We start from the raw sequence: 14,092 nt of genomic DNA on the forward strand, positions 1-14,092 counted from the left end.
CATTCACCTTCTATTCACCGACGGAGGAGGCGAAGGATGACCAGCACCGAGCAACTCGTGCTGTGGCGGGCCGAGCCCGAGGCCCATGACTATCCGGCCGCGGCCGACTATCTGGCGCTACTGGCCGATTCGGAGACCGTTGCGGCCCTGGTAGAGCTGCTGCACGCCGCACCGATCGTGCACAAGAAGGCCAAGGACATCCTGCGGGCCGCTCAGCTTCCACTGCTGCCCCCGGACAATCCGCATGTTCGCAAGGATCTGGCGAAGATCCTCAGCGGCACATCACTCTCGCCGATTCTGCTGGTGCAGGGCGATCTGAGCATCGGCATACCCATGCAGATCGCCGACGGCTATCACCGAGTGTGCGCGTGCTACCACGCCGACGAAAACATCCCGATACCGACGAAACTCGCGCCCACGCGAGACGGCAAACCGAAGATCGCACGGACTGCGGACAAGAAAGTCGTGAAAAAGGCGGCGAAGTCCAGCAGGAGTAAGTCCAAGAAGTAGACGAGACTTCGAGGTTGTCGCGCGGCCGGGCACTCGTGGATCACGGGGCGCTCGGCTGGGCCACGTGGTGTCTACTCGTCGTGCGGCGGCGGGGAATCGTCCCGTCCGAGCAGCCGATCCGTCTCGCGTCGTTCGCGTTTGGTGGGACGTCCGGCGCCGCGGTCGCGGCGGGGCATGGCCGCCACGATCTCGGGGGCCGGTGGCGGAGGACTCTTATCGATCAAGCACTGTGCGGCGATCGCGGCGCCGACACGCTTGGTGATGATCTGCTCGACGATGACGATCCGTTCGAGCCCACTGATGCGGACGCGAACCTCATCACCGGCTTTGACCTGATGGGCGGGTTTGACCGCCACACCGTTGACCTTGACATGCCCGCCGCGACAAGCGGTCGCGGCGGCAGATCTGGTTTTGAACAGCCGAGTTGCCCAGGTCCAGGAGTCGACCCGGGCTGAACTCGGTTGTGTCGGTGGCAGTGTCAGGCGACCCGACGGGCGGTGTCGACCTGGTCGGGGCTCAGATGCGCATAGCTGACGGTCTCACCCGACTGCGGCGCCTGCAGGATCTTGCCGTCACCGGCGTACATCGCCACGTGACCGCCGCCGCTCATGATGACCAGATCGCCGGGCTTCAGGTCCTGGTAGGCGACCGGCCTGCCGACATGCATCTGCTCGAAGCTGGTGCGCGGCAACTCGACCCCGGCCTGCTTGTAGGCCCACTGCACGAGGCCGGAGCAGTCGAAGTTCTGCGGGCCCGAGGCGCCCCACACATACTCCGAGCCGATCTTGCTCTTGGCGGCGCTGAGGGCTACATCGGAGGCCGTGTTGTGAGTCTGGGTGTCGAACATGCCCGCGAGATCGGGCATATTGGGCTGCTGCAACTGCGGCGCCCACTGCTTCTGCGCGCCCTTGATCTGATCGGCGTGCGCCTTGAAGAAGTCAGCGTGGTCGGCCATCGCCTGATTGGCGGCCTTGACCTGCTGAGTGAATGAGGAATCAATCGGCACATCGAAGTTGCCGACACCGGGGACGCTGATGGTCTGAGCCATCGCGGACACCGCCGGCATGGCAGCTGTCGCCGAAGCCACGGCGCCCATAACCATGGCGCCCTTCACGGAATTCGGGAGCCGAGATTCCCGTTGCAAACTGTGTCTACCCACCGACCTGCATCTCCTGTTTCTTCCAGCCAGCCAGCCGCCGACCAAGTTAGCTGACGGGTTCGGGCCGGGAAGACTCGGCCCTACCTCAACGACCAACTGGTCGATGAGGATTCACCCCAGTACCTCTGGGTCCTCGGTTCGGCTACCGGGCCGCGACCCGGATGCCGATTAGGCGGCAACCTACCGGATCACTTCCCCTAAGAAGCGACTCGCTCCGGCAAGTCACGAAGAGATTACGACGCTCCGGCGAAGTTGTCTACCCGAACGCACGGCGTGTTGGCCCGGGGCGGGAAATCCCCAGGACAGAACCAGATTTCGGCTGTCCGGTTCGGCGGTAACGATTCGGTCTCGGTGCGGACACAACCGTTATCGATGCGGACTCGACCGTTATCCATCCGGTTGCCGAGGTATCGCCGCGGCCTGCCGACGCCGTTACACACGGTGCGGCCATGCGTCTCATCGCGGGTCTCCCGCACCCTCGGCGACCACTCGTTCGAGCACCTCGATGCGCCGTTGTGCCTGCGCCAGACCCACTTCGAGCTGCGCCAGCGCCATGACCAGGGGCCCGACGGCAAGGTCCGCGACCAGCTGCGGATCGTCGAACCCCTGTTTGATCGCCGCCAGGATGTTCGTGCGAATGCGCGCGGCGACGGGGGCGGCGGCGGGCAGTTGCCACGACTCGACCACCTCGGTGACGGTGGGGACGGACTCCTCGGTCATACCCCTAGCGTAGAGAGCCCCGAAGCCCGTCGACCCGCGCGCGCGAAACGAGGAGGGCGATTCCCCCGGACGCTCGAACCGGCGGTTTGCCGGAATATTGCTTCGCGCCAGTCCCTTTCGTCCACCCGGCGCAGCACGCTAGCCGCCTCTAGGAATTGCCCTAGATATCCGAAGATTCCCCTTCACACGCGCTACGGTGTACGGGCATGGACCCCGTGCGGAACCCGTATGCCCCGGGCGCCGGCCAGCGCCCGCCGGAATTGGCCGGTCGCGCCCGGCAACTCGATGCCTTCGATATCGTGCTCGAGCGGGTCTCCCGCGGCCGCCCAGAGCGCAGCGTGATGCTCACCGGCCTGCGTGGGGTCGGAAAAACCGTACTGCTCAACCAGCTTCGTTCGGCCGCGCGCACACGCGGCTGGGGCACCGGCAAATTGGAGGCCCGGCCCGATCAAGAGCTACGCCGCCCCCTGGCCTCGGCGCTGCACATGGCGGTGCGCCAGATCGCGGTGGCCAACCGCAACCTGGAACTGGTCGACGACTTCCTGGGCATTCTCAAGGCCTTCGCGATGCGCGCCACCGCGGACAAGGGGGTGCGCGAGCGCTGGCAGCCCGGCATCGACGTCCCGGCGGTGACCGGCCGCGCCGATTCCGGGGACATCGAGATCGATCTGGTGGAGCTGCTGATGGAGGCGGCGCAGGTCGCCCGTGACATCGGCGTGGGCATCGCGATCTTCATCGACGAGATGCAGGATCTCAGCGCGCCGGATATCTCCGCGATCTGCGGAGCCTGCCACGAATTGAGCCAGGAGGCAGCGCCTCTGATCGTCGTCGGCGCCGGGCTGCCGCATCTTCCGGCCGTGCTGACGGCCTCGAAGAGCTACTCCGAACGCCTGTTCGGCTATCACCGGATCGATCGGCTCGACCGTGAGGCGGCGGATCTGGCGCTGATCGCGCCGGCCGAACGTGAAGAGGTGAAATTCACCTCCGAGGCGCTGGATTCGCTGTATCTCAAGGCCGACGGCTATCCGTACTTCGTGCAGGCCTACGGCAAGGCGACCTGGGACGTGGCCGCGCAGAGCCCGATCACCGCCGAGGATGTGGAGCTGGCCGCGCCCGCCGCGGAGGAGGAACTGGCGGTCGGCTTCTTCGGCTCGCGCTATGAGCGCGCCACCCCCGCGGAGCGGGAGTACATGCGCGCCATGGCCGAACTGTCCGGCGACGACGGACCGGTGGCCACCTCGGCCATCGCCAGCGAGCTGGGCCGCAAGCCCGCCTCGTTGTCACCGGCCCGCGACGGGCTGATCAAGAAAGGACTGATCTACTCCGCCGAGCGCGGCACCATCGGCTTCACCGTGCCGCACTTCGGGAGATACCTGCGCAGCGTTCCGTGACCAAATTCCCCTACCGGTGAGTAACCAGGGCTCCTACACTGGATTGTGATTGCGGTCACGTCCAAGGAGGACACCATGGCGACCACCGCGAAAGTCGATGCCACCGAAGAACAGGCTCGTGCGCTCGTCGAGGAATCCCGCGAAACCACCTGGGTCAAACCATCGTTCGCGAAGGAGATGTTTCTGGGCCGGTTCCGCCTGGATCTGATCCATCCCTTCCCCCAGCCGGCCGACGAGGCCGAGATCGAGGCGTACCTGACCCGGCTGCGCGCCTACTGCGAGACCATCGACGGCGCGCGCATCGAGGCCGAGGCGAAGATTCCGCCCGAATACGTGCAGGGGCTGGCCGAGCTCGGCTGCTTCGGTCTGAAGATCCCGCAAGAGTACGGCGGCCAGGGGCTTTCGCAGGTCGGCTACAACCGGGCGCTGATGCTCGTCGGCTCCGCACATCCCAGCCTGGGCGTGCTGCTCTCGGCGCATCAGTCGATCGGCGTGCCCGAACCGCTGAAGCTGGCCGGAACCCCGGAGCAGAAGCGGGAGTTCCTGCCCCGCTGCGCCCGCGGCGCGGTCAGCGCGTTCCTGCTCACCGAGCCCGACGTCGGCTCGGATCCCGCCCGCATGGCCAGCACCGCGACCCCGACCTCCGACGGCCAGGCCTACGAACTCGACGGCGTGAAGCTGTGGACCACCAACGGGGTGGTGGCCGAACTGCTCGTGGTCATGGCGCGGGTGCCCAAGAGCGAGGGGCATCGCGGCGGTATCTCGGCCTTCGTGGTCGAGGCCGATTCGCCCGGAATCACCGTCGAGCGCCGCAATTCGTTCATGGGGCTGCACGGCATCGAGAACGGGGTCACCCGCATGCACGGCGTGCGCGTGCCCGCGCCCAATCTGATCGGCCGCGAGGGTGAGGGGCTGAAGATCGCGCTCACCACCCTCAATGCCGGACGCCTGGCCATCCCCGCGCTGTGCACCGCGGCGGCCAAATGGTCGTTGAAGATCGGCCGCGAATGGTCGGTCAACCGGGTCCAGTGGGGTCGTCCGGTCGGCGAGCACTCCGCGGTCGGCGCGAAGCTGTCCTATATCGCCGCGACGACCTTCGCGCTGGAGGCGGCGCTGGATCTGTCGGGCGCGATGTGCGACGAGGGGCGCAACGACATTCGCATCGAGGCCGCGCTGGCCAAGCTGTGGGCCTCGGAGATGAGCTGCCGGATCGCCGACGAGCTGGTGCAGATCCGGGGCGGGCGCGGTTACGAGACCGCCGCCTCGCTGGGTGCGCGCGGCGAGCGGGCGGTCGGGGCCGAGCAGTTGGTGCGGGATCTGCGCATCAACCGGATCTTCGAGGGGTCCAGCGAGATCATGCGGCTGCTGATCGCCCGCGAGATGGCCGATGCGCATATGGCCGCCGCCGGCGCGCTGGTCGACCGCAACGCCCAGCTCAAGGACAAGGCCAAGGCGGCGGTGGGCGCGAGCGGCTTCTACGCGCGCTGGTTCCCGCAGCTGGCCGTCGGCCCCGGCACCGCCCCCACGGCCTTCGCCGAATTCGGGCCGCTGGCAAAGCATCTGCGCTTCGTGGAACGCTCGGCCCGCAAACAGGCCAGATCACTGATGTACGCGATGGGCCGCTGGCAGGCGAAACTCGAGTATCGCCAAGGCTTTCTGGGGCGCATCGTGGATATCGGCGCGGAGCTGTTCGCGATGTCGGCCGCCTGCGTGCGGGCCCAGGACCTGCGCGTGGCGGGCAACCCCGACGCCGACACCGCGACCGAACTCGCCGACGTGTTCTGCCGCCAGTCCCGCATCCGGATACGCCAGCTGTTCGACGGCCTGTGGGACAACACCGACGACGCCGACACCGCCTTGACCCGCGGCGTACTGGACGGCCGCTTCACCTGGCTGGAGCAGGGCATCCTCGACCCGAGCGAGGGCACCGGCCCCTGGATCGCCGAATGGGCCCCCGGCCCCTCCACCGAGCCCAACCTGCACGCCCCCTACCTCCCATCGACCCGCACCACAGCAACCACCTGAATTCCGGGGCTACTCACCGGAAACCACGCGCCGCCGGGGTGAAACCGCCGGTACCGGTTCACCTCCGGCACGGACGGACCCGGCGGCGTGCGGTCTCGTATAGGTCTATAGGGACTTATAGTAAATTTCCTAGATTGACTTAGAAATATATCCCCAGCCACGTTGTAGGGTAAATATTATGTAATCTAGTAAATTTGCTAGATTGTCATATATAGAGCCGAATCGTGCACGTATTGCTGCACATTCGATGCCGCGAAAGCGGCTGGGTGACGACTGATTTCGCAAGATCATGGGTAACCTGCCGGGTACGGGCTAACTCCTCCACCACCTCACCGCCGGCCGCCAACGGCACTGGCGCTGCAGACGAATCTGGCCTGAGGCGCGGAGAGGCGGATAAGCCAACCGGGCAAGAGGGTTTTTTCGCCCAGGAGACAACGATGTCTGTTACCGCGCTGCATGTCGCCGATCACGGCGGCCACCGTGTCACCGTCAGTGCCGATGACGGCACCCTGATCTCCGTGCGGGAATTCGGTACGGCCGGACCTGCGGCTACCGTTACCGTCGTCTTCGTCCACGGGCACTGTCTGCGTGGGGATTCCTGGTTGTTCCTGTGCGAAAGGCTGCTGCCGCAATGGGATTCGACCATTCGCATGGTGTGTTACGACCATCGCGGCCATGGCGAGTCCGGTACGGCCGATCCCGCCACCTACACCATCGACCAGCTCGGCCGCGATCTCCATGCGGTGCTGCGCACCATGGCGCCGACCGGCCCCGTCGTGCTGGTGGGCCATTCGATGGGCGCGATGGTGGTGCTGGCCTACGCCCGGCAGTTCCCGGAGGCGATCGGCACGCGCGTGGTCGGCATCGGGCTGCTCGCCGCCGCGTCCGCGGGGATCACCAGTTTCGGCCCCGCCCGGCTGCTCAATCGGCGCACCGTGATCTCGTTGCAGGTCGCCGTGCGGCGCGCGCCGCGAATCATGCGGGCGTCCAAACGACTCGGGCGCCGACTGGCCGAACCGATCGTGCGCGAGGCGAGTTTCGGCACCCGGGCGGTGAGCCCGCGCATGGTCGCGGTGGCCACCGCCATGCGCAACGACACCCCGCTGCCGACCATGGCCGGATTCCTGGATTCGCTGATCCGGTTCGACGAGACCGCGACCCTGCGGCTGCTGACCGATCTGCCCGCGCTGGTGCTGGCCGGTTCGGCCGACATCATGATCCCGTTCGCGCATTCGGTCGTGCTGGCCTCGCAGCTGTCGCAGGCCCAGCTCGTGCGCCTGGACGGGGCCGGGCACAGCGTGATCCTCGAACGCGTCGAGGAGGTCGCCGCCGCGATCACCGCACTGGTCGAGCGGATCGGGGCCGCCCCGAACGGATCCGGCGCCGTCTATGCCGCAGCCGGATGACAGCACCGCGGGGCGGGTCGGGACACGACCGACACCGCGCAGGTAAGTGACTGTTTTTCCGTTTCGCACGAGCCAGATCCGGAAAGATCGCGTACTGTGGTGGAGATCACGATGTGCGGTCCATCACAAGATCGAATGCTCCGGTGCCACGGCGCAGCGACCGCCCACCACACGGGCCCGAGGAGGTTTCGATGACACGCAGCGAGATTGCGGAGCTCCACTTCGCGGTCGGGCAGCTCCGGCAATGCATAGGCTCACTGCGCGGCCAGTATGGCGACGCCAACTCCGTGCGACGCCTGGAGAACGACCTCGAACGACTTCTGCTCGACACCGAGGACTTCGAGCAGACGCCGCCGCCGAAGGTCACCCAGCGCGAGCAAGAGGTCATCTACGTCCCGGACAGCAAGTCCGACGAGGCGGCCTGGATGGGCGCGCAGGACGAGGGCCTCGGCTTCCACTCCCGGCCCCGCACCAAGTAAGGCGCCCGCGTCCGTCCGGCGTAGGGCGGATCGGTAGCCCTGCCACTACGGCGGGTCGTCATTTGCCGCAAGGCAAGCGACGACTCGCCGTTTCGCATGTCCGAACGCCGATCCACGCAGGGGTCCGGTCCACCGGTACCAGGAATTCGCCACCGGGAGATTCGACCGCTCGCCGGGGCATGGATCCATCGCCAGCTATCCCCTCGGCCCTCTCGCCGCCGCCCGCCGCGCTTGTGGCGCGGCCACTGGAATTCGATCTTGCTATCACCCGCTCCGCCACCGGCTCGTCGATCATGTACCGCCGGGTTGTTGCTGGTATGCGGCGGCGTGACGGACGAAATTCCGGTGTGAAACATCCCGCTTCCGCACACGTGCCGAATCAGCTTGTAAGCCAACCCCGTTCGTTGGAGTTGCTTAAGGTTCGCCCGCGCCCGCCCCGTCGAATGAAGATCAGAAAATGTGGCGCAAATCATATGAGCACCAGGGAATCGATATCCCCGAGACCCGTGACAGGCCATAGTCCCGGTGCCGTATGGTGCTCAGCATCACATTCGATGCCGGAGGTAACGATGACGTTCCGCGGGGTAGATCAGCGAGGCATGCTGTCGTGAGTGAGCTTGTGACACGTCCAGCCACCGAATCGGGCACGGGAGTTTTCGCGGCGAGTCGCGCGCGTATCGCCGACCGGACATTGCGCACCGATAGATGGTGGCTCTCACCACTGTTCACGGTGCTCGGACTGGCCGCGTTCATCATCTACGCGACCGTCAGAGCCTTTCTCCGAACCGCCTACTGGGTTCCGGACTACCACTACCTGACACCCTTCTATTCACCGTGTATCAGCACCTCGTGCGCACCCGGTGCCAGCCATTTCGGACACTGGATCGGCGCACTGCCGAGCTGGATTCCGCTCGGCTTCATCGCGCTGCCGTTCCTGCTGCTGTTCCGGTTGACCTGTTACTACTACCGCAAGGCCTACTACCGGTCGGTGTGGTTCTCCCCGCCCGCCTGCGCGGTGGCCGAACCGCACGCGAAGTACACCGGTGAGACCAAGCTGCCGTTGATCATCCAGAACGCGCACCGCTACTTCTTCTACATCGCGGTCATCGTCTCGCTGGTCAACACCTACGACGCGATCATGGCCTTCCACGGCAAGACCGGCGGCTTCGGCTTCGGCCTGGGCAACATCATCATCGTGGCCAACGTGATCCTGCTGTGGGCCTACACGCTGTCGTGCCACTCCTGCCGCCACATCGCGGGCGGGCGCCTCAAGCACTTCTCCGCGCATCCGGTCCGCTACTGGTTCTGGACCCAGGTGTCCAAGCTGAACACTCGTCACATGACGCTGGCCTGGACGACGCTGGGCACGCTGGCGCTGACCGACTTCTACGTCATGCTCGTGGCCAGCAACACCATTTCGGACCTGCGCTTCGTCAACTGACGTTCCTCTCATCTCTCACCATCCCCATCGAGGAGTATTCGGTTCCATGCCTGAAGTAGAACGGCATAAATACGACGTCGTGGTGATCGGTGCCGGTGGCGCCGGACTGCGCGCGGTGATCGAGGCGCGCGAACAGGGCCTCTCGGTGGCGGTGGTGTGCAAGTCGCTGTTCGGCAAGGCGCACACCGTGATGGCCGAGGGCGGCTGCGCGGCGTCGATGGGCAACGCCAACGAGAAGGACAACTGGCAAACCCATTTCCGCGACACCATGCGCGGCGGGAAGTTCCTCAACAACTGGCGCATGGCCGAACTGCACGCGCTCGAGGCCCCCGACCGGGTGTGGGAACTGGAAACCTATGGGGCGCTGTTCGATCGGACCGCGGACGGGCGGATCAGCCAGCGCAACTTCGGCGGCCACACCTATCCGCGCCTGGCCCACGTCGGCGACCGCACCGGCCTCGAAATCATCCGCACCATGCAGCAGAAGATCGTCTCGCTGCAGCAGGAGGACTTCGCGGAGACCGGCGACTACGAGGCCCGCATCAAGGTCTTCGCCGAATGCGCGATCTCCGATCTGATCAAGGACGGCGACCGGATCGCCGGCGCGTTCGGATACTGGCGCGAAACGGGCAACCTCGTGCTGTTCGAGACCCCCGCGGTGGTGCTTGCCACCGGCGGAATCGGCAAGTCCTACAAGGTGACCTCGAACTCCTGGGAGTACACCGGCGACGGCCACGCACTGGCGCTGCGGGCCGGGGCGACGCTGATCAACATGGAGTTCCTGCAGTTCCATCCGACCGGGATGGTCTGGCCCCCGAGCGTCAAGGGCATCCTGGTCACCGAGGGTGTGCGCGGCGACGGCGGGGTGCTCAAGAACTCCGAGGGCAAGCGGTTCATGTTCGACTACATCCCGCCGGTCTTCAAGGGGCAGTACGCCGAGACCGAGGAGGAGGCCGATCAGTGGCTGCGCGACAACGATTCCGCGCGCCGCACCCCCGACCTGCTCCCGCGTGACGAGGTGGCCCGTGCGATCAACGAGGAGGTCAAGGCGGGCCGCGGCACCGAGCACGGCGGTGTCTATCTCGACATCGCCTCCCGGCTGCCCAAGGAGGAGATCCTGCGGCGGCTGCCCTCGATGCACCATCAGTTCAAGGAACTCGCGGACGTGGACATCACGGCCGAGCCGATGGAGGTCGGCCCGACCTGTCACTACGTGATGGGCGGCATCGAGGTCGATCCCGATACCGGCGCCGCGGTGGTGCCGGGCCTGTTCGCGGCCGGTGAATGCTCCGGCGGCATGCACGGATCCAACCGCCTCGGCGGCAACTCGCTGTCCGATCTGCTGGTCTTCGGCCGGCGCGCGGGCCTGGGCGCGGCGGCCTATGTCGAGCAGCTGAAAGAGCGTCCGGCAGTATCCGACGAGGATATCGCCGAGGCCTCGAAAACCGCTCTCGCACCGTTCGATCCGGTCGAGGGCAGCGCGGAGAACCCGTACACCCTGCACGCCGACCTGCAACAGTCCATGAACGACCTGGTCGGCATCATCCGCAAGGAGCACGAACTCGAACAGGCCATCGAGCACCTGGGCGAGCTTCGCGAACGCTACGACCACGTGACCGTCGAGGGGAAGCGGCCGTTCAACCCCGGCTGGCATCTGGCGCTGGATCTGCGAAACATGTTGCTGGTCAGTGAATGTGTGGCCCAGGCGGCGCTGCTGCGCACCGAGAGCCGCGGCGGGCACACCCGCGACGATCACCCGCAGATGGACGCGGACTGGCGCAATACGCTGCTGGTCTGCCGGGTGGATCCGGACGACGACACACAGACCGTCCCCGGCGTCACCGTGGTCCGCCAGCCGCAGAAGGCGATGCGCGACGAACTGCTGGCCCTGTTCGACATCCACGAGCTCGAGAAGTATTACACCCCTGCCGAAATCGCCGATCATCCGGCGGCAGCAGATCCCGATGCGAAAGCGGAGGCGTAGCACATGGGTTACGACGCCAAGTTCCGAGTATGGCGCGGCGACACCGAAGGCGGTGCACTGCAGGACTTCACCGTTCCGGTGAACGAGGGTGAGGTCGTCCTCGACATCATCCATCGTTTGCAGGCCACCCAGGCTCCCGATCTGGCGGTGCGCTGGAACTGTAAGGCGGGCAAGTGCGGATCCTGTTCGGCCGAGGTGAACGGGCGGCCCCGGCTGCTGTGCATGACGCGCATGTCCACCTTCACCGAGGAGGAGGTCGTGACGGTCACCCCGATGCGCACCTTCCCGATCATTCGCGACCTGGTCACCGACGTGTCCTTCAATTATCAGAAGGCCAGGGAGATACCGTCGTTCACCCCGCCGGCGGACCTGAAGCCGGGCGACTACCGGATGCAGCAGGTCGACGTCGAGCGCTCGCAGGAGTTCCGCAAGTGCATCGAATGCTTCCTGTGCCAGAACACCTGTCACGTGGTGCGTGACCACGAGGACAACAAGACCGCCTTCTCGGGCCCCCGGTACCTGATGCGCGTGGCGGAGCTGGAAATGCATCCGCTGGACGTCGTCGACCGCCGCGAGATGGCGCAGGAGGACTTCGGCCTGGGCATGTGCAACATCACCAAGTGCTGCACCGAAGTTTGCCCGGAACATATCAAGATCACCGACAACGCCCTCATTCCGATGAAGGAGCGGGTCGCGGATCGCAAGTACGATCCGATCGTGTGGTTGGGCAACAAGCTGTTCCGCCGCTGACAGACCACATCGCCCGCCCCGGATGATCATCCGGGGCGGGCGATGCTATGACCGGGTACTGCTACAACTGGGTCACGACGCCGACGGCCACCGCCGCGACGAGCAAGCCTATGAGAAGCGCTGAGAACATCGCGCCTGTCAGTGCGTAGACACCGCCTGCCGATACCGCGAACAGCATTCCCACGATCAGACGTTCGACCCAATCGCCAGGCAACGGCCTCCGGTACCGGGGTGTGTTCTTCAACCCTCGGTCCACAGATTGGGTTTACCCATAAGAGGCATAGGTAAACATGATTCCGTTGCACAACGTCGTTCAATCTGTGACATTGGCCCCGTGCGCGGGTCGGGCCGCCGCTCGGGCGACCCGCCCGTCACCGGCCGGTCTCAGCGGTCGTCGAATCGCCCGTCGCGCACCGATGCGGTGAAGGCCGACCAATCGCCCGGCCCGAAGATCAAAGCGGCCCCTTGTGGGTTCTTACTGTCCCGGACCCCGACGCGACCACTGGACAGGTATGCGACCTCCACGCATTCCTTCCCGGCGCCGCTACGGCTGCTCTTGAACCAGACAGCACCGTCCAGCTCCGTACTCATACAATATCCTTTCCGGCACAGCGCGGTTCGCGAGCAAGGGACCGCTCAGGCCAAATACTCCTTGGCAACCTGCCGCAGCAGGCTCCTACTGGTGTCGACGTCCAACGCACTGCCCAGCAGAACCTCGTGCGCCCGCCGATATCGCCGCACGTCGGCTTTTCTCTCGAGATACAGATCTCCGGTGAACCCCTCCACGTACACCACGGGAGGCTCCACCGGCTGCCCCTTGCCGTCGGCTCCGAACTCGAGAAGGACGAATGGGCCGGGCGAAAGACCCAGGGGGACACCGGCTGCGAAGGGAAAGACGCGCAGCGTGACATTGTGCCGAGTACTGAGGTCGGCCAAGTGCCGCAGCTGCGCCGCCATCACCCTTGCACTTCCGACGACGCGGCGCAACACGGACTCATCGAGCACAACGACCAAATTTGCCGGATCTTTCCTGCGAGTTATCAAGGCCTGCCGCTGAAGTCGCAGCTGAACGCGCCGTTCCACCTCCTCGACGGTGTCCTCGGGGTAGCCGAGGCGATTCAAGGCCCGCGCGTAGTCCGCGGTTTGCAGCAGGCCGGGCACCAGCTCGGACTGATACGACAGAAGTGAGCGGGCCGAAGCCTCCAAACCCACGTAGATATCGAAGTTTTCGGGAATCATGTCACCGTAGGCGTGCCACCAGCTCTTCACCGCGGCCTGCTGGGCCAGCCCCTTGAGCCCCTCGGCGATATCGTCGGGTATGCCGTAGATGCGGCAGAGTTCCTGAATGTCCAAGGTGCGTATGCGATCCGCCTGGCCCTTCTCCAACCGCTGCAGGGTGCTCGCACCCCACTCCATCAGCCGTGCGGCCTGGGCGATGGTCTGCCCGGACTGGGTGCGGTAGTCGCGCAGGTGCCGGCCGAGCTGTCGCCTGGGCAGGGTCGAGGAGGTGTTCTCGGAACCGTCGTCGGAACTCGAATCAATGAAATCGGAACTCTTATCGGAAATTTCGGACACAGCACGCTCCGTCCTTGTCGGATGCCGTTTTGCTCGAGCACTTCCCGGTGGAGTGGGCCACCCCCGGCCACGGGGGGTCGTTCGGCGAGGGTCTCATCCACTATGGAGAATCTTCCTCCCCCGGATGGATCCGCTGCTGGACATTCGCCTGAATTCGTTTTGGATACCCAATCCGGGCGCGGCACGGCACCCGATGATGGATGCTGAATGTGTGCTCGGAGTTAGCATTCTCTTCTGGTCGACATCTCGAAATTCCGGGCACCATCAGGATTCGCATGCAGGAACGAGGAGTCATGGCTGTATACGTCAGGTTCCACCGAGCCGCACCGCCCGCTCAGCCCTCCGCACGGCGGCATATGCCTCGGGGGGTCGTCTCGTGCAACTGAGCAACCTCCACATGCCCGTGGCCGGGCTGTTGCGCTGTGGCGCCGACCCGGGCGTGATGACCGTCGAACAGGCCCATGCCGCAATGCAACTGCACCTCGAGTGTTCGGTGGATATGTGCCGGGTGCGCCGGCGCGCCCGGGCCGTACTGGTCGAGCAGGGCCGCTGCGTGCTGGATGAACGGGCCCTACCGTGACTGCCCTGGTCCCGGTGAGCGGCCGCAGAAGGGTGGTGCGGCTGTTCCCTCCTCCCAGCCGCACCACCCAGC

The 14,092-nt window shown here is 65.6% G+C and carries 13 protein-coding genes, 1 pseudogene and 1 riboswitch; of the genes and pseudogenes, 9 read left to right on the top strand and 5 right to left on the bottom strand.

Translation table 11 applies throughout. The features are described 5' to 3' along the window. Positions 1-36: 36 nt before the first annotated feature. Positions 37-423, top strand: a pseudogene (locus tag JZ791_RS19185) (hypothetical protein); the annotation flags it as partial. Positions 424-581: 158 nt separating this feature from the next. On the opposite strand, the gene JZ791_RS19190 reads toward JZ791_RS19185, so the two are convergent. From JZ791_RS19190 to JZ791_RS19200, 3 genes are all read right to left on the bottom strand, one after another. After that, complete coding sequence (locus tag JZ791_RS19190; RefSeq protein WP_216896538.1) at positions 582-992, bottom strand: RNA-binding S4 domain-containing protein; 411 nt, start codon at positions 990-992, stop codon at positions 582-584. Next, positions 989-1,558: a C40 family peptidase gene (locus JZ791_RS19195; protein WP_254205947.1), complete on the bottom strand. Its 570-nt coding sequence runs from the start codon at positions 1,556-1,558 to the stop codon at positions 989-991. The genes JZ791_RS19190 and JZ791_RS19195 overlap by 4 nt, the downstream gene beginning before the upstream one ends. A 129-nt stretch (positions 1,559-1,687) precedes the next feature. Beyond that, positions 1,688-1,854, bottom strand: a riboswitch (cyclic di-AMP (ydaO/yuaA leader). 271 nt (positions 1,855-2,125) lie between these two features. Next, a complete protein-coding gene (locus tag JZ791_RS19200; RefSeq protein ID WP_216896526.1) occupies positions 2,126-2,389 on the bottom strand; it encodes a hypothetical protein in 264 nt (87 codons plus the stop codon). Positions 2,390-2,595: 206 nt separating this feature from the next. On the opposite strand from JZ791_RS19200, the gene JZ791_RS19205 reads away from it, so the two are divergent. The 7 genes from JZ791_RS19205 to JZ791_RS19235 all read left to right on the top strand — a co-directional run bounded on the left by JZ791_RS19205 (position 2,596) and on the right by JZ791_RS19235 (position 11,865). Continuing rightward, positions 2,596-3,780, top strand: a complete 1,185-nt coding sequence (locus JZ791_RS19205) for an ATP-binding protein (RefSeq protein WP_216896527.1) — start codon at positions 2,596-2,598, stop codon at positions 3,778-3,780. A 75-nt stretch (positions 3,781-3,855) separates the two neighbouring features. Further along, entirely contained in the window at positions 3,856-5,805 is a 1,950-nt protein-coding gene (locus JZ791_RS19210; protein WP_216896528.1) for an acyl-CoA dehydrogenase family protein, read from the top strand. Between the two features lie 437 nt (positions 5,806-6,242). Further along, the gene (locus JZ791_RS19215; protein WP_216896529.1) at positions 6,243-7,211 is read left to right on the top strand and encodes an alpha/beta fold hydrolase; all 969 of its coding nucleotides are present in this window, start codon (positions 6,243-6,245) and stop codon (positions 7,209-7,211) included. A 191-nt stretch (positions 7,212-7,402) separates the two neighbouring features. Next, positions 7,403-7,690 carry an Rv0250c family protein gene (locus JZ791_RS19220; protein WP_216896530.1) on the top strand — a complete coding sequence of 96 codons (288 nt, stop codon included), beginning with the start codon at positions 7,403-7,405 and terminating at the stop codon, positions 7,688-7,690. 619 nt (positions 7,691-8,309) lie between these two features. Then, complete coding sequence (sdhC, locus tag JZ791_RS19225; RefSeq protein WP_216896539.1) at positions 8,310-9,131, top strand: succinate dehydrogenase subunit SdhC; 822 nt, start codon at positions 8,310-8,312, stop codon at positions 9,129-9,131. A gap of 46 nt (positions 9,132-9,177) precedes the next feature. Continuing rightward, positions 9,178-11,115, top strand: a complete 1,938-nt coding sequence (locus tag JZ791_RS19230; protein WP_216896531.1) for a fumarate reductase/succinate dehydrogenase flavoprotein subunit — start codon at positions 9,178-9,180, stop codon at positions 11,113-11,115. Positions 11,116-11,118: 3 nt separating this feature from the next. Continuing rightward, positions 11,119-11,865 (top strand): succinate dehydrogenase/fumarate reductase iron-sulfur subunit, encoded by a 747-nt coding sequence (locus JZ791_RS19235; protein ID WP_216896532.1) that lies wholly within the window; start codon positions 11,119-11,121, stop codon positions 11,863-11,865. 384 nt (positions 11,866-12,249) lie between these two features. On the opposite strand, the gene JZ791_RS19240 is transcribed toward JZ791_RS19235, so the two are convergent. Further along, entirely contained in the window at positions 12,250-12,456 is a 207-nt protein-coding gene (locus JZ791_RS19240; RefSeq protein WP_216896533.1) for a DUF397 domain-containing protein, read from the bottom strand. 45 nt (positions 12,457-12,501) lie between these two features. Continuing rightward, positions 12,502-13,440 (bottom strand): helix-turn-helix domain-containing protein, encoded by a 939-nt coding sequence (locus JZ791_RS19245; protein WP_438804536.1) that lies wholly within the window; start codon positions 13,438-13,440, stop codon positions 12,502-12,504. A 376-nt stretch (positions 13,441-13,816) separates the two neighbouring features. On the opposite strand from JZ791_RS19245, the gene JZ791_RS19250 reads away from it, so the two are divergent. Then, a complete protein-coding gene (locus tag JZ791_RS19250; RefSeq protein ID WP_308162987.1) occupies positions 13,817-14,020 on the top strand; it encodes a hypothetical protein in 204 nt (67 codons plus the stop codon). The last annotated feature ends 72 nt before the right edge of the window (positions 14,021-14,092 follow it).

Source organism: Nocardia alni (assembly GCF_019038435.1).
GTDB lineage: Bacteria > Actinomycetota > Actinomycetes > Mycobacteriales > Mycobacteriaceae > Nocardia > Nocardia alni.

What these genes read in the sequence shown, in the direction of transcription:
- JZ791_RS19220 (WP_216896530.1), top strand. Translation starts at nt 7,403, where the DNA reads ATGACACGCAGCGAGATTGCGGAGCTCCACTTCGCGGTCGGGCAGCTC.
- JZ791_RS19200 (WP_216896526.1), bottom strand. Translation starts at nt 2,389, where the DNA reads ATGACCGAGGAGTCCGTCCCCACCGTCACCGAGGTGGTCGAGTCGTGG.
- JZ791_RS19205 (WP_216896527.1), top strand. Translation starts at nt 2,596, where the DNA reads ATGGACCCCGTGCGGAACCCGTATGCCCCGGGCGCCGGCCAGCGCCCG.
- JZ791_RS19210 (WP_216896528.1), top strand. Translation starts at nt 3,856, where the DNA reads ATGGCGACCACCGCGAAAGTCGATGCCACCGAAGAACAGGCTCGTGCG.
- JZ791_RS19195 (WP_254205947.1), bottom strand. Translation starts at nt 1,558, where the DNA reads ATGGCTCAGACCATCAGCGTCCCCGGTGTCGGCAACTTCGATGTGCCG.
- JZ791_RS19235 (WP_216896532.1), top strand. Translation starts at nt 11,119, where the DNA reads ATGGGTTACGACGCCAAGTTCCGAGTATGGCGCGGCGACACCGAAGGC.
- JZ791_RS19215 (WP_216896529.1), top strand. Translation starts at nt 6,243, where the DNA reads ATGTCTGTTACCGCGCTGCATGTCGCCGATCACGGCGGCCACCGTGTC.
- JZ791_RS19240 (WP_216896533.1), bottom strand. Translation starts at nt 12,456, where the DNA reads ATGAGTACGGAGCTGGACGGTGCTGTCTGGTTCAAGAGCAGCCGTAGC.
- JZ791_RS19230 (WP_216896531.1), top strand. Translation starts at nt 9,178, where the DNA reads ATGCCTGAAGTAGAACGGCATAAATACGACGTCGTGGTGATCGGTGCC.